The organism is Halomonas sp. 328 (assembly GCF_015645095.1).
Taxonomy (GTDB): Bacteria; Pseudomonadota; Gammaproteobacteria; order Pseudomonadales; family Halomonadaceae; genus Bisbaumannia.
Map to the genome: position 1 here is coordinate 17,074 of NZ_JADOTW010000006.1, position 22,211 is coordinate 39,284.

14 protein-coding genes are annotated in these 22,211 nt (G+C 67.4%); 5 read left to right on the forward strand and 9 right to left on the reverse strand.

The features are described 5' to 3' along the window. Window positions 1–2: 2 nt before the first annotated feature. The 3 genes from IHD13_RS03940 (at window position 3) to IHD13_RS03950 (ending at window position 6,381) form a co-directional block, all read left to right on the forward strand. Entirely contained in the window at window positions 3–1,799 is a 1,797-nt protein-coding gene (locus IHD13_RS03940; RefSeq protein ID WP_195859733.1) for a sodium:solute symporter family protein, read from the forward strand. 95 nt (window positions 1,800–1,894) lie between these two features. Further along, window positions 1,895–2,398 carry a hypothetical protein gene (locus IHD13_RS03945; RefSeq protein ID WP_195859734.1) on the forward strand — a complete coding sequence of 168 codons (504 nt, stop codon included), beginning with the start codon at window positions 1,895–1,897 and terminating at the stop codon, window positions 2,396–2,398. Between the two features lie 38 nt (window positions 2,399–2,436). Beyond that, window positions 2,437–6,381, forward strand: a complete 3,945-nt coding sequence (locus tag IHD13_RS03950; protein ID WP_195859735.1) for a hybrid sensor histidine kinase/response regulator — start codon at window positions 2,437–2,439, stop codon at window positions 6,379–6,381. A gap of 154 nt (window positions 6,382–6,535) precedes the next feature. Here IHD13_RS03950 and IHD13_RS03955 read toward each other — a convergent pair whose 3' ends face one another. The 3 genes from IHD13_RS03955 to IHD13_RS03965 all read right to left on the reverse strand — a co-directional run bounded on the left by IHD13_RS03955 (window position 6,536) and on the right by IHD13_RS03965 (window position 10,062). Beyond that, complete coding sequence (locus IHD13_RS03955; RefSeq protein ID WP_195859736.1) at window positions 6,536–7,198, reverse strand: response regulator; 663 nt, start codon at window positions 7,196–7,198, stop codon at window positions 6,536–6,538. A 197-nt stretch (window positions 7,199–7,395) separates the two neighbouring features. Continuing rightward, the gene (gene acs, locus IHD13_RS03960; protein WP_195859737.1) at window positions 7,396–9,342 is read right to left on the reverse strand and encodes an acetate--CoA ligase; all 1,947 of its coding nucleotides are present in this window, start codon (window positions 9,340–9,342) and stop codon (window positions 7,396–7,398) included. Window positions 9,343–9,507: 165 nt separating this feature from the next. After that, entirely contained in the window at window positions 9,508–10,062 is a 555-nt protein-coding gene (locus IHD13_RS03965) for a SprT family zinc-dependent metalloprotease (RefSeq protein WP_195859738.1), read from the reverse strand. 94 nt (window positions 10,063–10,156) lie between these two features. Between IHD13_RS03965 and IHD13_RS03970 the strand changes: the two genes are divergently transcribed. Further along, window positions 10,157–10,828 (forward strand): YecA/YgfB family protein, encoded by a 672-nt coding sequence (locus tag IHD13_RS03970; RefSeq protein WP_195859739.1) that lies wholly within the window; start codon window positions 10,157–10,159, stop codon window positions 10,826–10,828. A gap of 270 nt (window positions 10,829–11,098) precedes the next feature. Here IHD13_RS03970 and IHD13_RS03975 read toward each other — a convergent pair whose 3' ends face one another. Then, entirely contained in the window at window positions 11,099–12,223 is a 1,125-nt protein-coding gene (locus IHD13_RS03975) for a phospholipase D-like domain-containing protein (protein ID WP_195859740.1), read from the reverse strand. A gap of 67 nt (window positions 12,224–12,290) precedes the next feature. Between IHD13_RS03975 and plsB the strand changes: the two genes are divergently transcribed. Next, window positions 12,291–14,714, forward strand: a complete 2,424-nt coding sequence (gene plsB / locus IHD13_RS03980) for a glycerol-3-phosphate 1-O-acyltransferase PlsB (RefSeq protein WP_195859741.1) — start codon at window positions 12,291–12,293, stop codon at window positions 14,712–14,714. Window positions 14,715–14,895: 181 nt separating this feature from the next. Here plsB and IHD13_RS03985 read toward each other — a convergent pair whose 3' ends face one another. The 5 genes from IHD13_RS03985 to aceE all read right to left on the reverse strand — a co-directional run bounded on the left by IHD13_RS03985 (window position 14,896) and on the right by aceE (window position 22,176). Next, on the reverse strand, window positions 14,896–15,657 hold the full coding sequence (locus IHD13_RS03985; protein WP_195859742.1) for a class I SAM-dependent methyltransferase: 762 nt from the start codon (window positions 15,655–15,657) through the stop codon (window positions 14,896–14,898). After that, the gene (gene tsaB, locus IHD13_RS03990; protein ID WP_195859743.1) at window positions 15,654–16,343 is read right to left on the reverse strand and encodes a tRNA (adenosine(37)-N6)-threonylcarbamoyltransferase complex dimerization subunit type 1 TsaB; all 690 of its coding nucleotides are present in this window, start codon (window positions 16,341–16,343) and stop codon (window positions 15,654–15,656) included. Before tsaB ends, IHD13_RS03985 begins: the two co-directional genes overlap by 4 nt. 154 nt (window positions 16,344–16,497) lie before the next feature. Then, on the reverse strand, window positions 16,498–17,154 hold the full coding sequence (gene adk / locus IHD13_RS03995; protein ID WP_195859744.1) for an adenylate kinase: 657 nt from the start codon (window positions 17,152–17,154) through the stop codon (window positions 16,498–16,500). Between the two features lie 260 nt (window positions 17,155–17,414). Beyond that, window positions 17,415–19,403, reverse strand: a complete 1,989-nt coding sequence (aceF, locus tag IHD13_RS04000; protein ID WP_195859745.1) for a dihydrolipoyllysine-residue acetyltransferase — start codon at window positions 19,401–19,403, stop codon at window positions 17,415–17,417. A gap of 100 nt (window positions 19,404–19,503) precedes the next feature. Further along, window positions 19,504–22,176, reverse strand: a complete 2,673-nt coding sequence (gene aceE, locus IHD13_RS04005; protein WP_195859746.1) for a pyruvate dehydrogenase (acetyl-transferring), homodimeric type — start codon at window positions 22,174–22,176, stop codon at window positions 19,504–19,506. Between the last annotated feature and the right edge of the window lie 35 nt (window positions 22,177–22,211).

Genomic DNA, 22,211 nt, shown 5'->3' on the forward strand with positions numbered 1-22,211 from the left:
ATATGAGCCAATTTGCCATCAACCTGCTGTTCGTGGGGGCCTCCTTCGCCCTCTATATCGGCATCGCCATCTGGGCGAGAGCCGGTTCCACCAAGGACTTCTATGTGGCCGGTGGCGGCGTCCATCCGATCACCAACGGCATGGCCACCGCCGCCGACTGGATGTCCGCCGCCTCCTTTATCTCCATGGCCGGCCTGCTGGCCTCCGGGGGCTACGCCAACTCCTCCTTCCTGATGGGCTGGACCGGCGGCTATGTGATCCTGGCCCTGCTGCTGGCCCCCTACCTGCGCAAGTTCGGCAAGTTCACCGTGCCGGACTTCATCGGTGACCGCTTCTACAGCACCACCGCCCGTACCGTGGCCGTGGTCTGCCTGATCGTCGCCTCGGTCACCTACGTCATCGGCCAGATGACCGGTGCCGGCGTGGCCTTCTCGCGCTTCCTGGAGGTCAGTAACACCGCAGGCATCTGGATCGCCGCCGTGATCGTTTTCCTCTACGCCGTCTTCGGCGGCATGAAGGGCATCACCTACACCCAGGTGGCCCAGTACGTGGTGCTGATCATCGCCTACACCATTCCGGCGGTCTTTATCGCCTTCCAGTTGACCGGCAACCCCATCCCCATGTTCGGGATGTTCAGCACCCACAGCGAATCCGGCATGCCGCTGCTGGCCAAGCTGAGCGAGGTGCTGGTGGAGCTGGGCTTCCGGGACTACGCCGCCGACGTCTCCAACAAGCTCAACATGGTGCTCTTCACCCTCTCGCTGATGGTCGGTACCGCGGGCCTGCCCCACGTCATCATCCGCTTCTTCACCGTGCCCCGGGTGGCCGATGCCCGCTGGTCCGCCGGCTGGGCCCTGGTGTTCATCGCCCTGCTCTATCTCACCGCCCCGGCCGTGGCCTCCATGGCACGCCTCAATCTGATGACCACCGTCTACCCGGAGGCCGCCGGCCAGGTGGAGAACTACGAAGAGGCCATGACCAACCCGATCCGCTACGAGGATCGCCCCGAGTGGTTCCGTACCTGGGAGAACACCGGCCTGATCACCTTCACCGACCGCAACGGTGACGGCATGATCCAGTTCTACAACGACGGCAACGAGGCCTTCGCCGAGACCGCCGCCGAACGGGGCTGGGCCGGCAACGAGCTGGAGGTCAACAACGACATCCTGGTGCTGGCCAACCCGGAGATCGCCAACCTGCCGCCCTGGGTCATCGGCCTGATCGCCGCCGGGGGCATCGCCGCGGCGCTCTCCACCGCCGCCGGCCTGCTGCTGGCCATCTCCTCTGCCATCAGCCATGACCTGATCAAGAAGACCATCAATCCCAACATCACCGAGAAGGGCGAGATGCTGGCGGCGCGGATCTCCATGGCCGGCGCCATCCTGCTGGCCACCTACCTGGGCCTCAATCCGCCGGGCTTCGCCGCCCAGGTGGTGGCCCTGGCCTTCGGGATCGCCGGCGCCTCCATCTTCCCGGCGCTGATGATGGGCATCTTCTCCAAGCGGGTGAACAGCAAGGGCGCGGTCACCGGCATGCTGGCCGGCCTGGGCGCCACCCTGGTGTATATCTTCACCTACCTGGGCTGGTTCTTTATCCCCGGCACCAACATGCTGGCCAACACCCCGGATAACTGGATCCTCGGCATCTCGCCGCTCTCCTTCGGGGCCATCGGGGCCATCATCAACTTCGCCGTGGCCTTCGCGGTCTCCAAGGCCACCGAGGAACCGCCCCAGGAGATCCAGGACCTGGTGGAGAGCGTCCGCTATCCCAAGGGTGCTGGTACCGCCCTCGACCACTAAGCCATAATGGCCCCTGGCCCGGTGCGCCGGGCCAGTCGACTCCCACCGCTCGGGCTTCCCATGGGAAGCCCGAGCGCTTTACGCAAGGAACTCCGATGATTTGGCACTTGATCGCCGCCATCTTCGCCGGCCTGGGGGCCGCGGGCATCGGCCAGCTGCTGCGCCTGGCCAGCGGTCGCCGCCTGCCCCGCTGGCTGGTGCCGGTATTCGCCGGCCTGGGAATGCTGGGCTACCAGGTCTACACCGAGTACAGCTGGTTCGACCACAAGCGCGGTCAGCTGCCGCCCTCCGCGGAGGTGGTGGACAGCGAACGGGGCCAGGCCTTCTGGCGCCCCTGGACTTACCTCTTCCCGCTGACCAGCGCCTTCCGGGTGGTGGATCACGACAGCGTCCGGGTCGCCGAGATCGACGACCAGCGGGTGGTGGAGTTCATGCTCTATCGCTTCGAGCGCCAGCCCATGGACAGCGTCACTCCCCAGGCACTGCTGATCAACTGCGACAGCCGCGAGCTGGTCCCCCTGGACGATGGGCCCCAGTTGGAGCGACTTCGCCGCCTCCGCGAGGATGCCCCATTGCTCCGGGCCGTCTGCCCCCGCTAATCGGGTAGAATGATCGCCGTCACCGAGGGAGGAAGCCCATGTTTTCCGGCTGGCTGCTGATCGCCGTTTCACTCGCCTATATCGCCGTGCTCTTCGCCATCGCCTGGCGCGGCGACCGGCGCGCCAAGCGCCAGGGCCCCAGTCAGCGCCGTCCGGTGATCTACAGCCTGGCCCTGGCCATCTACTGCACCTCCTGGACCTTCTACGGCGCCGTGGGCGAGGCGGCCACCTCCGGCTGGTCCTTCGCCAGCATCTTCGTCGGTCCCATCCTCACCTTCCTGCTGTTCTGGCCGGTGCTGGCCAAGATGATCCGCGTCGCCAAGCACCAGAACGTCACCTCCATCGCCGACTTCATCGCCTCCCGCTACGGCAAGACCCAGTCCCTGGCGGCCTTCGCCAGCCTGGTGGCGCTGATCGGTACCCTGCCCTATATCGCGTTGCAGCTGAAGGCGGTCTCCTCCTCCTTCCAGGTGCTGACCGAGGCCTCTGACCTGACCCGGGCGCCGCTCTTCGCCGATACCGGCTTCTATGTGGCGGTGGTGATGGCGCTCTTCGCCATCCTCTTCGGCACCCGCCATACCGATGCCACCGAGCACCACGAGGGGCTGGTCCACGCCATCGCCTTCGAGTCCCTGGTCAAGCTGGCGGCCTTCCTGATCCTCGGCGCCTACGTCACCTGGGGCATGTTCGATGGCCTGGGCGGCCTGCTGGCCCAGGCCGATACCCAGCTGGAGCTGCAGCGCCAGCTGGCGGAGCAGGACTTCGGGCGCAGCTTCTGGGCCCAGACCCTGCTGGCCATGCTGGCGATCTTCTGCCTGCCGCGACAGTTCCATGTGGCGGTGGTGGAAAACACCCACCGGGACGATGCCCGCAAGGCACGCTGGCTCTTCCCCCTCTACCTGGTGGCCATCGGCTTCTTCGTGCTGCCGCTGGCGGCCGCCGGCCTGACCCTGTTCGGTAACGACCCCACGGTGCGCCCGGACACCTATGTGCTGGCCCTGCCCATGGCCGCGGACAGCGTCTGGCTGACCCTGCTGACCTTTATCGGCGGCTTCTCGGCGGCCACCGGCATGGTGATCGTCGCCGCGGTGGCGGTCTCCATCATGATCTCCAACGAGATCGTGATTCCGGCGCTGTTCCGGATGCGCTGGTTCGATACCAAGGCACGCGACTATGGCCGCCTGGTGCTGCGCGCCCGGCGCCTGACCATCCTGGTGATCCTGGCCCTGGCCTACGGCTTCTACCAGTTGATCGGCGACTTCAACTCCCTGGCCTCCACCGGCATGCTGTCGTTCGCCGCCGCCGCCCAGTTCGCCCCGGCCCTGCTCGGCGGGCTCTACTGGAAGCGCGGCAACCGCCTGGGGGTGATCGCCGGCATGAACATCGGCTTCGCGGTCTGGGCCTACACCCTGCTGATGCCGGCGCTGATCACCGGCGGAGTGCTGCCCCAGGCCTGGCTGGCCGGCGGCCCCCTGGGCATCGGCTGGCTGGCCCCCACCCAGCTGTTCGGCCTCAATATCGGCGACAGTTTCACCCATGGGGTCATGCTCTCCCTGGGCCTCAACCTGTTCTTCTATATCTTCGTCTCCCAGATGACCCCCCAGCGGGTGGTGGAACGCATCCAGGCCTCGCTGTTCGTCGACAGCGTCGAGACCCGCCAGACCTCGGTGAACCGCCCCTGGACCGGCGCTACCACGGTGGGCGACCTCAAGGTGCTGTGCGAGCGCTTCCTGGGGGCCAATCAGGTGCATCGCGCCTTCGAGGATTACGCCAAGCGCAGCGGCACCCCCCTGGACGACGGCGCCCGGGCCTCCATCGACGTGATCCAGTTCACCGAGCGCTTCCTGGCCTCGGTGCTGGGGGCCTCTTCGGCGCGCATCGTGGTCAACTCGGCCCTGCAGGGGCGCGGCATCGGTATCTCGGACGTCATCTCCATCGTCGACGAGGCCTCCCAGGTGCTGGAGTTCAACCGCGCCCTGCTGCAGGCCACCATCGAGAACATCAACCAGGGCATCAGCGTGGTGGACCAGAACCTGCGCCTGGTGGTGTGGAACCAGCGCTACCTGGAGCTGTTCCGCTTCCCCGATCACCTGATCCGGGTCGGCGCCCCGGTGGACAAGATCTTCCGCTACAACGCCCATAACGGCGAGTACGGCCCGGGCGACCCGGAGGAGCACGTGGAGCTGCTGCTCGACAATATTCGCCAGGGCCAGCCTCACCGCTACGTGCGCTACCGCCAGGACGGCAGTGTCCTGGAGGTGCAGGGCACGCCCATGCCCGGCGGCGGTTTCGTCTACACCTACCAGGACATCACCCAGCAGAAGCGCACCGAAGAGGCGCTGATCCGCTCGGAGAGCAATATCCGCATCTACACGGATAACGTGCCGGCGCTGATCGCCTATTTCGACAAGGAGTGCCGCTACCTCTTCACCAACCGCGCCTACGAACAGGCCTTCGGCGTGGATCGCAACGCGGTGATCGGCAAACGCCTGGGCGAGGTGATGCCGCCGCAGATCAGCCGCGAACGCAGTCCCTGGATCGAGCGCGCCCTGGGCGGCGAACGGGTCAGCTTCGAGATCTCCCTGGACGACGGCGAGGGCGGTACCCGCTATATGCTGGTCACCTATACGCCCCACTTCGGCGACAGCGGCGCCATCCTCGGCTTCTTCGCCCTCTACCAGGACATCACCGAGCGACGCCTGGCGGAGATGGCCCTCAAGGAGACCAACGAGACCCTGGAGGAGCGGGTCCGCGAACGCACCCAGGCGCTCTCCGAGGCCAACGCCGCCCTGCGCCAGGAGAACCGGGTGCGTGCCGAGGCGGAGCAGGCCCTGCGCCAGGCCAAGCAGGTCGCCGAGGACGCCAACGCCTCCAAGACCCGCTTCCTGGCCGCCGCCAGCCACGACCTGCTGCAGCCGCTGAATGCCGCCCGGCTCTTCACCTCGGCACTCTCCCAGCAAGTGGATGCCGAGGAGCTCAAGCGCACCATCGGCCATATCGACAACTCCCTGCAGGCCGCCGAGGAACTGCTCGGCACCCTGCTGGATATCTCCAAGCTGGACGCCGGCGCCCTGACCCCGCGGCGCAGCCACTTCGCCCTGGCCGAGATCATTCGCCCGCTGCGCGCCGAGTTCGAGGTGATGGCGGAAGACCGGGGCCTCGACCTGGTGGTCGTCCCCACCCGGGCCTGGGTCGATAGCGACGCCCAGATGCTGCGGCGCATCGTGCAGAACTTCCTGTCGAATGCCATCCGCTATACCCAGCAGGGCCGGGTGCTGCTGGGCTGCCGCCGCCAGGCCGGTCGCCTGAGCATCGAGGTGTGGGATTCGGGCCCGGGGATCCCCGAGTCCAAGCAGGCCGAGATCTTCCAGGAGTTCCGCCGCCTCGACCAGGCCTCACGCCACAAGGAGAGCGAGAAGGGGCTGGGGCTGGGGCTCTCCATCGCCGACCGCATGAGCCGGGTCCTCGATCACCCCATCAAGGTGCGCTCCTGGGAGGGGGTCGGTACCGTCTTCTCGGTGAGCGTGCCGGTGGTGGCCGCCGGCGCCGAGACGGGCGACGAGGAGGCCACCCCAAGGCGCAGTGCCGGCAAGCTCACCGGCACCCGCATCCTGTGCATCGACAACGAGACGCTGATCCTGGAGGGCATGAAGGCGATGCTCTCCGGCTGGGGCTGCGAGGTGTTTACCGCCACCTCCATCGGTGGCGCCAAGTCGATCCTGCGCCATCTCGACGGCGACCCGGATGCGATCCTCGCCGACTACCACCTGGATAACGAGGTCACCGGCCTGATGGCCCTGGAGGCCCTCGGCGAGCGCCTGGCGGGAGCGGTACCGGGCATCGTGATCACCGCCGACCGCACCGAAGAGGTCGCCGAGGAGATCAAGCGGGCCGGCTACCAGCTGCTCCACAAGCCGGTGCGCCCCGCCGCCCTGCGCGCCCTGCTGACCCGCACCCTCCAGGCCAGCCGCGCGGCGCAATAGCGCCAAGCGGCCAAGCGGCCAAGCGGCCAAGCGGCCAAGCGGCCAAGCGGCCAAGCCAATAAAGCGCCGGTCCATAACGCAAACAACCCACCGTCTGGTGGGTTGTTTGCGTATCCTTGCAGCTTGTTCCTTGGCGCTCCCGGGCGAAGCCCGGTCAGGACTCGACCTTGGGCGGCTCCACCTCGAGCTTCTGAGCGGCGATCACCGCCTGGGTGCGGGAGTGCACGCCGAGCTTGCGCAGGATGGCGGTGACGTGGGCCTTGATGGTGGCCTCGGAGACATTGAGCTCGTAGGCGATCTGCTTGTTGAGCAGGCCCTCGGTGAGCATATTGAGGACCCGGAACTGCTGCGGCGTCAGGGAGGCGATCGCCTCGGCGAACTTGGCCTCCTCCTCATCGGATTCGCCCAGGGTGTCGGCCAGCTCCGCGGGCAGCCAGACCTCTCCCTCGAGGATCTCGCCCACCGCCTCGGCGATGGCCTGCAGGGACGACGACTTGGGAATGAAGCCGGAGGCGCCGTAGTCGATGGCGCGCCGCACCACATGGGGTTCATCGCTCCCCGAGACCACCGCCACCGGGATGTCCGGGGACTGGCCACGCAACTGAATCAACCCCGAGAAGCCATGGGCCCCGGGCATATGCAGGTCGAGGAGGATCAGGTCGGCGTCCGGATGGCGGGTCACCACCTCGGTGGTAGCCTCCATGGTATCGGCTTCGACGATCTCGGCCTGGGGCGCCAGCTGTCTCAGCGCCTGGGTCAAGGCGGCACGAAACAGCGGATGGTCATCGGCGACGATGAATTTCTGGGCAAAGGCCATTGAATCTCCTCCGGATCTTGGGCCGGCCGTAGCGGCGGGGCGCTTTCGCCAAGGCTGACTGGCATGTTACCCCAAGGCGCCTGAGATTCCCAAGCCCGCGCCTTTCACGCCTTAGCATAGCCGCCACCGGCACAAGAACACCGGCCATCGGGCCGGTGTCATGACAAGGGAATCCCGGGCCTGGCCCGGGATCCGACTTAGCGATTGGCGCGATGCTCGATCAGCTCATCCACCACCGAGGGGTCGGCCAGGGTGCTGGTATCGCCCAGGCCATCGCACTCGTTGGCGGCGATCTTGCGCAGGATACGCCGCATGATCTTGCCGGAGCGGGTCTTGGGCAGGCCCGGCGCCCACTGGATGACGTCGGGAGACGCGATCGGGCCGATCTCCTTGCGCACCCACTGGGTCAGCTCCTTCTTGAGTGCGTCGGTGGCCTCCACACCATCTCCCAGGGTCACGTAGATATAGATGCCCTGCCCCTTGATATCGTGGGGGAAGCCCACCACGGCGGCCTCGGCCACGGCCTCGTGGGCCACCAGGGCCGACTCGATCTCGGCGGTGCCCATGCGGTGCCCGGAGACGTTGAGCACGTCGTCGACCCGACCGGTGATCCAGTAGTAGCCATCCTCATCGCGGCGGCAGCCGTCGCCGGTGAAATAGTAGCCCTGGTAGGTGGAGAAGTAGGTCTGCACGAAGCGCTCATGATCGCCCCAGATGGAGCGCGCCTGGCCCGGCCAGGAGTCGGCGATCGCCAGATTGCCATCCACGGCGCCTTCCAGGACCTGGCCCTCGCTGTCGAGCAGCACCGGCTGCACGCCGAAGAAGGGGCGCGTCGCCGAGCCCGGCTTGAGGTCGATGGCACCGGGCAACGGGGCGATCATGATGCCGCCGGTCTCGGTCTGCCACCAGGTATCGACGATGGGGCACTTCGAATTGCCGATCACCCGGTAGAACCACTCCCAGGCCTCGGGGTTGATGGGCTCGCCCACCGACCCCAGCAGGCGCAGGCTGTCGCGCTTGCTGGAGTCCATGACGTGGTCGCCATGGGCCATCAGGGCGCGCACCGCGGTGGGGGCGGTATAGAGGATATTGACCTGGTGCTTGTCGACGATCTCGCCCATGCGACCATGGGTCGGGTAGCTGGGCACCCCCTCGAACATCAGGGTGATGGCGCCATTGGCCAGGGGCCCGTAGACGATATAGCTGTGGCCGGTGACCCAGCCCACGTCGGCGGTGCACCAGTAGACCTCGCCGTCCCGGTAATCGAAAACGTACTGATGGGTCAGGCTGGCATAGGTGAGGTAACCGCCGGTGGTGTGCTTGAGGCCCTTGGGCGCCCCGGTGGAGCCGGAGGTGTAGAGGATGAACAGCGGATCCTCGGCGTTCATCTCCTCGGCGACGCACTCGATGGACTGGCCATCCACGGCCTCGTGGAACCAGACGTCGCGGCCCTCGTGCCAATCGATATCACCGCCGGTGCGCTTGACCACCAGCACCTTCTCGCACACCTCGGCGCCGGCCCGGGTCAGGGCCGCGTCGACGTTGTCCTTCAGGGGTACCTGCTTGCCGCCGCGCACCGATTCATCGGCGGTGATCACCAGCTTGGAGTCGGCGCCAATGACCCGTTGGGCCAGGGCGTCCGGGGAGAAGCCGCCGAAGACCACCGAGTGGACGGCACCGATACGCGCACAGGCCAGCATGGCCATGGCCGCCTCGGGGATCATCGGCATATAGAGGGTGACCACATCGCCCTTGCCGACGCCCAGCGCCCTGAGGGCATTGGCCAGCTGGTTGGTGCGCTCATAGACCTCGCGGTAGGTCAGGCGCTTGGCGTCGTTGGGGTCGTCGCCCTCCCAGATGATGGCGGTCTGGTCACCGCGGGTCTCCAGGTGACGGTCGAGGCAGTTGACGCTAGCGTTGAGGGTCCCGTCCTCGAACCAGCGAATATCCACGTTATGAGGGTCGAAGGAGGTGTGCTTGATCTTGGTCGGTGACTTGAACCAGTCGAGGCGCTTGGCCTGCTCGGCCCAGAAGCCTTCGGGGTCGTCCACCGACTGCTGGTACATGGCCAGGTATTTTTCCTTGTCGGCCCAGGCGTTGGCGGCGATCTCCTCGCGCACCGGATAGACGTGCTGTTCGGTCATGGTATTACCCCTATCCCGGAGAGTGATCCGAATTCATTCTGCCGGCCCGGTTGTTATTGATGCTGGCCGACCCTGAAAGACAGGCCCAGCATATACCGCGTGATGGCGGGCCGCCCTTTAGACATTGGTAGCAACAATTTCCTTTTAAATAACAATAGCTTATTTTTATTTTTTTGCCACTTCATCGGGCGTATAGACCAAGGTCTGAGCACAATGTCGACAACGATAGCGCTGTCCGCGACGCGCCAGGGCATGGCGCCGTGGGGAAAAATAGTGCGCCCGGCAGGCACAGCGATAGGCGAAGGGCATGGGGCTGGCGCGCCCCACATCGAAGCGGTGGGTGGTGTGGGGTTCCAGGCCGAAAAGCTCGCGCATCACCTGACGCCACTCCCGGCCATGGGGACGCAGTCTGGGTCCCTCGTCGAGATGCCAGACCAGCCAATGGGCCATCTCGTGGGGCACCACTTCGGCCAGGAAGGGGTGGCGATTCTCGTCCAGCAGGACGGGATTGAAGCGCAGGCCGCCGCGACCGAAGTGGGCCTGGCCCGCGCTCTTGCCGCGCAGGTCGCACCAGATTCGGGGGCGAGGCAAGTGCGGATGGACCTCGCGACAGAGCCGCCAGGCCGCCTCCACCTGGCGGTACAGGCAGGCCTCGAGTTCGCCGGCATCCAGGGTGGCGAGGCAATCGGCGGAGGGCGTGGGCAGCGCGGGGGTAAGCATGGGTGCTAGAATGCCGGGCCAGATGAACGGCGTCCAGCGCGCCCAGACCTGACCACTGCCCCGGCCCCCAGCGACTTTCTCAAGCGAGAGCCCCATGTCCGAGACTCCCCTGCCCCAGCCCCTGCTCGACGACGATGCCCTGGACTACCTGGACGATTTCTTCGACTCGGAGCGGGTCGGGCCCGACGCCCTGGACCTGATCGGCACCCATGGCTACCTGGTGGCCCTGGCGGTGGCGCCGCGGGAGGTGCCCGCCGCCACCTGGGTGGCCGAGCTGTTCCAGGGCGAGCCCGACTTCGCCGATGACGCCGAGCGGGAGCGGGTCCTGGCCCTGCTGGAGCAGCTGCGCCATAACGCCATCGAGGCCCTGGAGCAGGGCCTGCTGCCGGAGCTGCTGTTCGAGCTGACCCTGGACGGCATGCCCCCGGAGGAGACCCCCATCGGCGACTGGTGCGCCGGTTTCATGGAGGCGGTGTTCCTCGACGAGACGGCCTGGTTCGAGGGCGACGAGGAGAGCGCCGCGGCCCTGCTGCTGCCGTTCATGGCGCTCTCCGGGCTCTTCGACGACGAGCCGGACATGGCCGAGCTGGCCGGCAGCCCCAGCCAGCTGGAAGAGCTGGTGGCCCAGTTGCCGGAGCTGGTGCTGGACCTCTACCTGCTCTATCGGGTGCCACCGGAGAAGCCCAAGCCCAGCCCCCAACGCAAGCGCCCCGCCGGCGCCAAGGGCGGCAAAAGCCAGGGCAAGGGCGCAAAGCGCAAGCGCTAAGCCGGGGAGCCATCGGGCAAGCGCTAAGCCGGGGAGCCATCGGGCAAGGCGGCTCGCTCACCTCCGGGCCGAAACCCCGACGCTACGCTAGCCGGCTGACGCGCACGGGCCGGACCGAGGTCCCTCTCGCCGGCCCAAAATCGACATCCCTGTCGATTTGCGCTACCCGGCTCGCTGCGCGTCGGCAGCCCGGCGAAATCGCTCGCCCGCCTTGCCCGATGGCTCTGTCCTGCTCCGGACGAAGTCCAGTCGGCTCCCGGCAAAGCCGGGTTAACGCAACCGGGTTAGCCAGCCATCCAGGGTGCCGAAGAGCCACTCCTTGAGACGCTGCCAACGGGGGCGCCGCCGCCAGGCAGCGGCGTGAATCTCGTGACTGGCATCGAAGTTGCGCTCGAACAGCGCCGCCACCTCCCGCGCGAAACGCGGATCGTCGATCTCCTGATTCGCCTCCAGGTTCCAGTGCAGGCTCCAGTGATCGAAGTTGCAGGAGCCGATGGAGCTCCAGTCGTCCACCAGGCAGAACTTGGCATGGATAAAGGAGGGCTGGAACTCGAAGATGCGGATGCCCGCCCGCAACAGGCGACCATAGAAACGCTGGCCGGCATAGCGCACCCCGGGATGATCATGGGCCTCGCCGGGCAGCAGCAGGCGCACGTCCACGCCGCGCCGGGCGGCCAGGGCGAGGCGAATCCGCAACCCCAGGGTGGGCACGAAATAGGGGGTGCAGATCCATAGCCGCCGGCGCGCCCGCCGCACCCGCTGATGCAGGGAGCGACGAATCGCCTGGTAGCGATACCCCTGGCCCCAGACCACCCGACCACGCATGCCCTGGTAGCCGTCATCATCCGCCAGGGCCAGGCGCAGGCCGCGCACCAGGGCCGCCTCCCCCGGCCCACGGGTCAGGGAAGAATCCCAGAGACGCGAGAAGAGTCGCACCCAGTCTGCCACCACCGGTCCCTCGATACGCACCGCCACCTCGTACCAGGCCTGGAGGAAGTCATCCACGGCGCCGAAGCCACCGGTAAAGGCGACGCGGCCGTCCACGACCACCAGCTTGCGATGATCCCGGGTCAGGTTGCGCGCCAACGGCAGGTGAAACCCCAGGGGATTGAAGAAGCGCAGCGCCACGCCGAGCCCGACGAGGCGCCGCCGATCCGCCTCGGCCAACCCCATGGCACCGTAGCCGTCGAGCATCAACAGCACCCTGACGCCGCGACCCGCGGCACGCCCCAGGGCCTCGATCACCGCATCGCTGAGGCGCCCCGACTCCATCAGATAGAGCTCCACCAGTACCCAGGACTCGGCCGTCTCCAGGGCCTCCAACATCGCCGGCAGGAACTGGCTCGCCTCCGGAAGCAGGGTAAAGCGATTGCCGTCCCGCCAGACTCCCCGCATGCGCCTCTCCTTTCTCCGATCCGCCTGCGTATAATAGTGCGGCACCCCCGAACTCGAAGGCAATGGAATGGCCTGGCGTCCCCTCCACGCGCTACTACGTCGTCTGCTCGACGCCTGGGTCGAGGTTCGTCATTGCGACCCGGCTCCCGATACCCTGGCCCTCGACCCCGAGCGTCCTACCCTCTATGTGCTGCCACACCGGGCCCTGAGCGACCGCCTGCTGCTGGAGAGCCTGTGTCGCCGCCATGGGTTGCCCCTCGATGCCTCCCTGGGCTCCCCGGCCATCCTGACGCTTCCCGAGGCGCGCCGCCGGCCGTGGCGACGCCGTCGCTCGCCCTCGCCCCTGGTGGCCCTGGCACAACGCCTGGAAGCGTCGCCAGGGGCCGCCCCTCAGCTCGTGCCGGTCAGCATCTTCTGGGGCCGCGCCCCCGGCAAGCGCTTCGGCTTCTGGAAGCTGCTGGCGGCGGATAGCTGGGCCCTGACCGGGCGGTTGCGGCGCCTGTTGGCGGTAGGGGTCAACGGCAGGAGCGTCGAGGTGGTCTTCGGCGCCCCCCTGCGCCTCGACGAGCTGCATGACCCGACCCGCCCCGAACTGACCTCCCGCAAGGCGGGTCGGCTGCTGCGGGTCCACTTTCGCCGGGTGCGAACCCGGGTGCTGGGTCCCGACCTCTCCCACCGCCGCACCCTGATCGAGAGCGTGGTGGCCAGCCCCGAGGTGCGCCGGGCCATCGACGAGGCGGCCGGCGCCCAGGAACAGTCCCGCTCACGACTGACCCGCCGGGCCCAGCGCTATGGTCGCGAGATCGCCTCCAATATGTCCTATCCGGTGCTGCGCTTCATGGACCAGCTGCTCAAGCGCCTCTGGACGCGGCTATACGATGGCGTCGAGATCACCGGCATCGAATCGGTCAAGGCCCTGGCCGGCGACCACACCCTGGTCTATGTGCCCTGCCACCGCAGCCATATCGACTACCTGCTGCTCTCCTATGTGCTCTACCACCAGGGGCTGATGCCGCCCCATATTGCCGCCGGTCGCAACCTCGACATGCCGGTCGTGGGCCCCCTGCTGCGTCGTGGCGGCGCCTTCTTCATGCGCCGCAGCTTCCGCGACAACCGACTCTATGCGGCGGTCTTCGATGCCTACCTGCATCGCCTGCTCGCCCATGGCCACGCCCTGGAATACTTCATCGAGGGCGGCCGCTCGCGTAGCGGCCGGCAGCTCGCGCCACGCCCCGGCATGCTGGCCATGAGCCTGCGCTCCCAGGCACGGCTGATCCACGAACAACGGCGCCCCCGGCCACTGGCCTTCGTACCGGTCTACTTCGGCTATGAGCGGGTGATGGAGAATGCCAGCTACCGCCGCGAGCTGGCCGGGGAGAAGAAGCGCAAGGAATCACCGCTGGCCCTGCTCGGCACTCTCAAGCGCCTGCGCGAGCCCTTCGGCCAGGTGACGGTGGCCTTCGGTGAGCCGCTGATCCTCGATGCCTGGCTGGACGAGCACGCCCCCGAATGGCGCCGGGCCGTCCCCCAGGGACGCCCGGCCTGGCTGAAGCAGGTCTTGCCGACCCTGGGACAGGCGCTCTCCCGCCGCATCAATGCCGCCGTCCGTCTCAATGCCAGCAACCTGGTGGCCCTGGCCATGCTGGCCACGCCGCAGCGGGTCATCGAGACGCCCCAGCTGGAACACCAGCTACGCCTGCTGGCCCGCCTCGGTCAGGGACGTCCCGGTGAGCCCCTGGCGCCTCCCGAGGGCAGCCCCGCCGACTGGATCGATCACACCGAGCGGCTGGGCCTGATCCAGCGGCGGCCCCAGGCGCTCGGCGAGCTGGTGGTGGCCGATGCCGATCAGGCCACGCTCCTGGGCTGGTATCGCAACAATGTGCTGCACGGCTTCGCCCTGCCGGGCCTGGTGGCCTTCGCCTTTCGCAACACCTCACGCCACGACGCCTCCAGCCTTGCGCGGGGCTTGAGCCCGATCTGGCCGCTGCTGGTCCGGGAGCTGGCCATCACGCCCCCCGAGGACCTGACGACGGCGATCACCGAGCAACTGGGCCAGCTGACGGCGTTGGGGCTACTGGAGGCGACGGACGCTGGCTGGCGACGCCCCCGGGCACTGCCCGACCAGGCCGCCCTGGATCAGCTCGGCGCCCTGGTGGAGCCCTTCCTGGCCCGGGGTTTCCTGCTACTGACGGTGCTGTTGCGCCAACCCAGTGGCCAGGCCACCCCCCAGGCCCTGGCCGACCAGGGGCGTCAGCTCGCCGAGCGCCTGGCGCTGCTCTCCGGCCTGCCGGCCCCGGAATTCTTCGACGCCAGCCTCTTCGCCGCCCTGCTCGAGGGGCTGGAGGCGGAGGGCTGGGTATGGCGCGACGACGACCGGGTCCACTATGGCGCCACCCTGCAGGAGGCCGCCCGACACGCCCAGGAGCTCTTCGACCCGGCCCTGCGCCAGCGGCTGATGCTGCTGGCCGAGGCTGGGGAGGAAGTCTCGTAGAGGAACGCTAAACTGGCTTAACTGAAATGGCGAGGGGCGCTGGGGGCAGGCCGAAGCAAAGCGTCTTTTTCAGGGATGAAAAAGTCGAGCGCCCAGGGAGGGGTTCACAGCGTCTTTGTGGAGTGCCTGCCGCCAGAGTAGCCCCGGAATTCGTGAAGCTATGTACCGTCGTTGGTTACGACTAGGGCTTCAGGGCCCGATGGACATACAGATCATAGCGACTGGTCTTGCCCTCCAGTACATGCTGGGGGGCCGGGCCGGCGATGGGCGGCGCCTTGCGCGGCCGCTTCACCACCACCCGGTGGGTGGCCGTATCCAGGGCCGCCTCCAGTAGTCGCGGCGCGTCCGCGTCGTCGCCGGCGAGCTCGCGAAACAGCCGCATCTCCTTCTTGACCAGCGCCGACTTGTCGCGATGGGGAAACATCGGATCCAGGTGAATCACCTGGGGAGGGAAGTTCGCCGCCGCCAGGATCGCCGCCAGCTCCCGGCCGGCATCGGCCCGGGCCAGGCGCATCCGCGCGACGATCTCGCCCACCTCCGGGTCGCCGGCGGCCCGGGCCAGGCCATCCTCGAGCAGGGCGGCGATGGCCGCCACCCGCTCGATCAGCAGCACCTCGGCGCCGAGGCTCGCCAGGACGAAGGCGTCACGGCCGAGCCCCGCGGTGGCATCGACGATATGCGGGGTCACCCCCTTGCCGAGGCCGCAGGCCTTGGCCACCAGCTGCCCGCGACCGCCGCCGAACTGGCGGCGATGGGCCGCCTTGCCGGCCAGGAAGTCCACCGCCAGCGGCTTGCCATAGGCCCTGGGGTCGCCGGCCAGCACCAGCCGCCCCGCCTCCCGGCGCAGCACCAGGGCCGCCCGTTCACCCTGGGGCAAGCCCAGGCGTTCGGCCAGGGCGGCCTCTTCCACCGCCAGGCTCGGCAAGGCCTCGGCCGGGCTCATCGACTCTTCTTCCAGGCCACCTGATCGCGCAGATAGACCGGCTGCACCCGATGGGGGGCCTCGCCCTCACCGGCGGCGAAGGCCTCGGCGGCCAGGCGCGCCATGGCCTCGGCACTGGGCTCCTCGTCCACCAGACACTGGCCCACCCCGGCCTGCAGGGTGGCCGGCATGGTCTCCCATAGCGCCCAGCCGGACCCCACACCGACCCAATCGCGCTCCTCCTGCCCCGCCGGCAGGGTCAGGCGCTCGGGGGGCAGGACCGCCTCCTCGCCGATCAGGGTGACCCGCCCCGCCTCACAGTGGTAGGCCGCCGCATAGACCTCGCCCATGCGCGCGTCCAGGGCCGGCAGCACGTGGCGCAGATGCAGGCGTCGATGGGCGGCCAGAGCCAGGGCCGCCAGGGTCGAGACCCCCAGCAGGGGCCGCTCCAGCCCATAGGCCAGGCCCTGGGCGGCACCGGCGGCGATACGCAGCCCGGTGAAGGAGCCGGGCCCCCGGCCATAGGCCACGGCGTCCAGGCCGCTCAGCGGCAGTCCCGCCTCGGCCAGCAGCTCCCGAGCCATGGGCAGCAGCCGACGGGTGTGTTCGCGGGGCGCCACCACGAAACGGGCGGTCACCTCGCCATCATGCCAGAGGGCGGCGGAACAGGCGCTCGAGGAGGCATCCAGGGCCAGCAGGGTCGACATAGGGCGGTCACGGGCGGTGAAGGGTGGAGGCGGCATTATACGCCGCCCTATCCATGGGGAAAACGACACGGAAAGGGAGCAGGGAAAACGACACGGGCCCGCCATTGGCGAGCCCGTGAAATACTGCGCGGAGGCGGCTTACTTAGCCTTCCAGTTAGCCCTCCAGGGCCTCGATCACCTGACGGGTGATATCGTCGACGCTGCCCACGCCTTCGACCCGATGGTAGGCCGGGGCCGCGGCGGCGTCCTGCTTGGCCCACTGCTGGTAGTAGTCGACCAGGGGCGCGGTCTGGTCATGGTAGACCGCCAGGCGGTTGCGCACCGTGGACTCCTGGTCGTCATCACGCTGGATCAGCGCCTCGCCGGTGACGTCGTCCTTGCCGGTCTCCTTGGGCGGATTGTACTCCACGTGATAGACGCGGCCGGACCCCGGGTGCACACGGCGACCCGCCAGGCGCTTGACGATCTCCTCGTCGTCGACGGCGATCTCCAGCACATGATCGATCTTCACCGCCGCTTCCTTCATGGCCTCGGCCTGGGGAATGGTGCGCGGGAAGCCATCGAACAGGAAACCGTTCTCGCAGTCGGGCTGAGCGATGCGCTCCTTGACCAGGGCGATGATGATCTCATCGGAGACCAGGCCACCGCTGGTCATGATCTCCTTGACCTTGAGGCCCAGCTCGCTGCCTTCCTTGACCGCGGCGCGCAGCATATCGCCAGTCGAGATCTGGGGAATCTTGAAGCGCTCGCAGATGAACTGAGCCTGGGTTCCCTTACCGGCCCCGGGGGCACCCAAGAGGATAAGACGCATCGATCATGCTCCTTGAGACGAGTTGAGAAATTTTATCGAAAAAATGGAATTCGGAGACGATACCCGGGCGGCGGCGGCGACACAAGCTGGCAAGCCGTCGCATCCCCTCGTCAAGAAATCATTTTTTCCTTTGATGGCAAGATGTTGGGCACCATATAGCACTTTGGTCTGGACGCCATGGCATCGTCCATGTCGCTTTTGCATGACCACAAACGACAACGGCGCCCGCCGGGCGCCGTTGTCGGGACTCGCGTCCGACCTCAGAGCAGCAGGCGACGGATATCCGTCAGCAGCTGACCGAGGAAGGCGGTGAAGCGCGCCGCATCGGCGCCATTGACCGCCCGGTGGTCGTAGGAGAGCGACAGCGGCATCATCAGCCGCGGCGCGAACTCGCTACCATTCCACACCGGCTTCATCTGCGCCTTGGAGACACCGAGGATGGCGACCTCCGGGGCGTTGACGATGGGCGTGAAGGCGGTGCCGCCGATGGAGCCCAGGCTGGAGATGGTGAAGCAGCCACCGGTCATCTCCTCGCGCTTGAGCTTCTTCGACTGGGCCTTGCCGGCCAGCTCCACGGTCTCCTTGGCCAGCTCGATCAGCGACTTCTTGTCGGCGTCGCGGACCACCGGCACCATCAGGCCATCCGGGGTGTCCACGGCGATGCCGATATGCACGTACTTCTTGTGCACCAGGGTCTCGCCGTCGCTCTTCAGGCTGACGTTGAACTGCGGGTACTTGCGCAGCGCGAAGGCACAGGCCTTGATCAGGAAGGGCAGCGGCGTGAGCTTGGCGCCCTGGGCCTCCGCCTCGGCCTTCATGGACTTGCGGAAGGCCTCCAGCTCGCTGATGTCCGCCTCGTCGAACTGAGTGACGTGGGGCACGTTGAGCCAGCTGCGATGCAGGTTGGTGGCGCCCATCTTCATCAGGCGACCCATCGGCTTCTCTTCGATCTCGCCGAACTGGCTGAAGTCCTGATCGGGGATCGGCGGAATGCCGGCACCCGCAGCGGCGGGGGCCGCGGCCTGGGCCTTGCCCTGGTTGGCGATCACCTGCTTGACGTAGCCGTGGAGATCCTCCTTGAGGATCCGCCCCTTGGGCCCGCTGGGGGTCACCTGGGTCAGGTCGACGCCCAGCTCACGGGCCAGCAGGCGTACCGCCGGGCCGGCATGCACGCGCTTGCCGTCGCGGGCCTGGCCGGTGGCGGGCTGGCCGGCGGCCAGACCCGCCGCGGGGGCCGCGGGCTTCTCGGCGGACGCCGCCTTGGCGGGCTCGGCGGCGGCCTGCGGTGCCGGGGCGGCCGGCTTGGCAGGCTCGGCGGCGGGAGCGCCGGCGGTCTCGATGATGCCGATCAGGTCGCCTTCGCTGAGGGTGTCACCCTCCTTCACCGACAGCTCGACGAGCTTGCCCTTGTAGGGGCTCGGCACGTCCATGGAGGCCTTGTCGGACTCCAGGGTGACCAGGGGATCTTCCTCGTCCACCTCGTCACCCACCGCCACGGCGACCTCGATCACCGGCACATCGCTGGAGCCGGACAGGTCGGGGACCCGGATCTCCTTGCGCTGGGGCTCGCCGCTGGCGGCCGGGGCCGGCTCGGCGGGCGCCGGGGCGCTCTCCTGGGCCGGGGCAGCCTGCTGCTGGGGAGCCGGAGCGGCCTCCTCGGCGGCGCCTTCGATCTCGATGCTACCGATCAGGTCGCCCTCGGAGACGCTGTCGCCGACCTTGACGGCCAGGCTGACCAGCTTGCCGCCATGGGGACTGGGCACGTCCATGGAGGCCTTGTCGGACTCCAGGGTGATCAGGGTATCTTCTTCGGCGATCTCCTCGCCTTCGGCCACCGCCACCTCGATGATTTCCACATCCGCGGAACCGCCCAGGTCAGGGACCCGGATCTCCACGACCTGCTTGCCACCGGCCGGCTTGGCCGCGGGCGGGGTCTCCTCGGCGGCCGGCACCTCGGGGGCGGATGCCTGCGGCTCGGCCGGGGCCGGCGCGGGCTCGGCGTCGCCGCCACCCTCGGCTTCCAGCTCGAGGATCGCATCGCCCTCGGAGACGCTGTCGCCCTCCTTGACCAGGACCTTCACGACCTTGCCGCCCTTGGGGGACGGCACGTCCATGCTGGCCTTGTCGGATTCCAGGGTAATCAGGGTGTCTTCGGCCTCGATCACATCACCTTCGGACACCGCGATCTCGATGATTTCGACACCTTCGCTTCCGCCGATGTCGGGGACTTTGATGATTTCGCTACTCAAGGTCGCGCTCCTCTCGAATCTTGCGTGCCGCAGGCGCCGCCTCCCGTCTGGGGAGGCGCCGGACGCACCGGCCGGCGCCTGCTGCTAGCTGGTCAACGGCTCACACCGACAAGGGGTTGGGCTTGCTCGGGTCGATGCCGTACTTCTTGATCGCTTCGCTGACCACCTTGCGGTCCAGCTCGCCCCGGTCGGCCAGCGCCTTGAGCGCGGCCACGGTAACGAAGTAGCGGTCGACCTCGAAGAAGTGACGCAGCTTCTCGCGGGTATCGGAACGCCCGTAGCCGTCGGTCCCCAGCACGGTGTAGTCGGTGGGCACCCAGGCACGCACCTGGTCGGCGAACAGCTTCATGTAGTCGGTGGAGGCGATGGCCGGGCCCTCGCGACCTTCCAGGCAGCGCGTGACATGCGGCTTGCCGGGCTCGTCTTCCGGGTGCAGGAAGGCCTGACGGTCCACTTCCAGGGCCTCACGACGCAGCTCGTTGAAGCTGGTGACGCTCCAGATGTCGGCGCCGATGCCCCACTCCTCGGCGAGCATCTCGGCGGCGGCCTCGACCTCGCGGAGGATGGTGCCGGACCCCAGCAGCTGAACGCGACCCTTCTTGCCTTCGGTCTCGCGCAGCAGGTACATGCCCTTGATGATGTCCTCGGCCGGGACGGTCTCAAGCTCCGGATGCTCGTAGTTCTCGTTCATCACCGCCAGGTAGTAGAAGCAGTTCTCCTTGTCGGCGAACATGCGCTTCAGGCCATCCTGGACGATCACCGCCACCTCGTGGGCATAGGTGGGGTCGTAGCTGCGGCAGTTGGGGATGGTGGAGGCCAGGATATGACCGTGACCATCCTGGTGCTGCAGGCCCTCGCCGTTGAGGGTGGTGCGACCGGCGGTGCCGCCGACCAGGAAACCGCGGGCCTGGAGGTCACCGGCGGCCCAGGCCAGGTCGCCGATGCGCTGGAAGCCGAACATCGAGTAGTAGACGTAGAACGGCAGCAGCGTCAGGTTGTTGTTCGAGTAGGAGGTGGCGGCGGCGATCCAGGCGGACATGGCGCCGGCCTCGGAGATGCCCTCCTCGAGGATCTGGCCCTTCTTGTCCTCCCGGTAGAACATGATCTGTCCCTTGTCCACCGGCTCGTACTTCTGCCCCTCGGAGGTGTAGATACCGAGCTGGCGGAACATGCCCTCCATGCCGAAGGTGCGCGCCTCGTCGGGGATGATCGGCACCACCTGCTTGCCGATCTTCTTGTCCTTCACCAGGCCGTTGAGGATACGCACGAAGGCCATGGTGGTGGAGACCTCGCGGCCCTTGGAGCCGCCGGTCTGGGAGGCGAAGGTCTTGTCCTCCAGGGACGGGATCTCCAGTGCCTGGAAGTCGCTGCGCCGCTGGGGCAGGTAGCCGCCCAGGCGCTCGCGCTGCAGGTGCATGTACTTCATCTCCGGGGAGTCATCCGCCGGCTTGTAGTACGGCACGTCCTTGAGCTGCTCGTCGGAGATGGGGATGCCGAAGCGGTCGCGGAAACGCTTGAGGGCCTCGTACTCCATGCTCTTGAGCTGGTGGGACTCGTTGGCCGCCTCGCCATCGCCGCCGCCCATGCCGTAGCCCTTGACGGTGTGGGCCAGGATCACGGTGGGGCGCCCGTTGGCGTTGTTGACCGCCTCGTGGTAGGCCGCATAGACCTTGTAGGGGTCGTGGCCGCCGCGGTTGAGGCGCCAGATGTCCTCGTCGGACATGTCCTTGACCAGCTCCGCGGTCTCCGGGTACTTGCCGAAGAAGTGCTCGCGGGTATAGGCACCGCCGTTGGCCTTGTAGTTCTGGTAGTCGCCGTCGACCGCCTCGTCCATGCGCTTCTGCAGCATGCCCTTCTTGTCCTGCTCGAAGAGCGGATCCCAGAAGCGGCCCCAGACGACCTTCTGGACGTTCCAGCCGGCGCCGCGGAAGACGCCTTCCAGCTCGTCCATGATCCGCGAGTTGCCGCGCACCGGACCGTCGAGACGCTGCAGGTTGCAGTTGATGACGAAGATCAGGTTGTCGAGCTTCTCGCGGCTCGCCAGGTGGATGGCGCCCAGGGATTCCGGCTCGTCACACTCGCCGTCGCCCATGAAGCACCAGATCTTGCGATCATGCATGTCCTTCATTTCGCGGGAGTGCAGGTACTTCATGACGTGGGCCTGATAAATGGCCTGAATCGGCCCCAGGCCCATGGAGACGGTGGGGAACTGCCAGAAGTCCGGCATCAGCCAGGGGTGCGGATAGGAGGAGAGGCCATCGCCATCCACTTCCTGGCGGAACTTGTCCATCTGCGCCTCGGAGAGGCGCCCCTCCAGGAAGGCACGGGCATAGATGCCCGGCGCCACGTGACCCTGGATGTAGATCAGGTCGCCTTCGAAGTCGCCGTTGGGGGCGCGGAAGAAGTGGTTGAAGCCCACATCATAGAGGGTCGCCGCCGACATGAAGCTGGCGATATGGCCGCCCACGCCCGGGTTCGCCCGGTTGTTGCGGATCACCTGGGCGATGGCGTTGTAGCGGATCAAAGAGCGAATACGCCGCTCCATGAACAGATCGCCGGGCATGCGCGCCTCGCGGTGCACCGGGATGCTGTTGCGGTGGGGGGTCGTCACCGAGAAGGGTACCTGCATGCCATCGCGACGCAGGCGGTCGGCCAGGTTGCTCAGCAGGTATTGGGCGCGATCTTCGCCCTCGCGATCCAGTACGGACTCCAGGGATTCCAACCACTCCTGGGTTTCGACCGGATCAAGATCTTCTCTTGCCTCCAGACTCATAGACGTCTCTCCAAATGAAGATTTTTTGTCAGTCT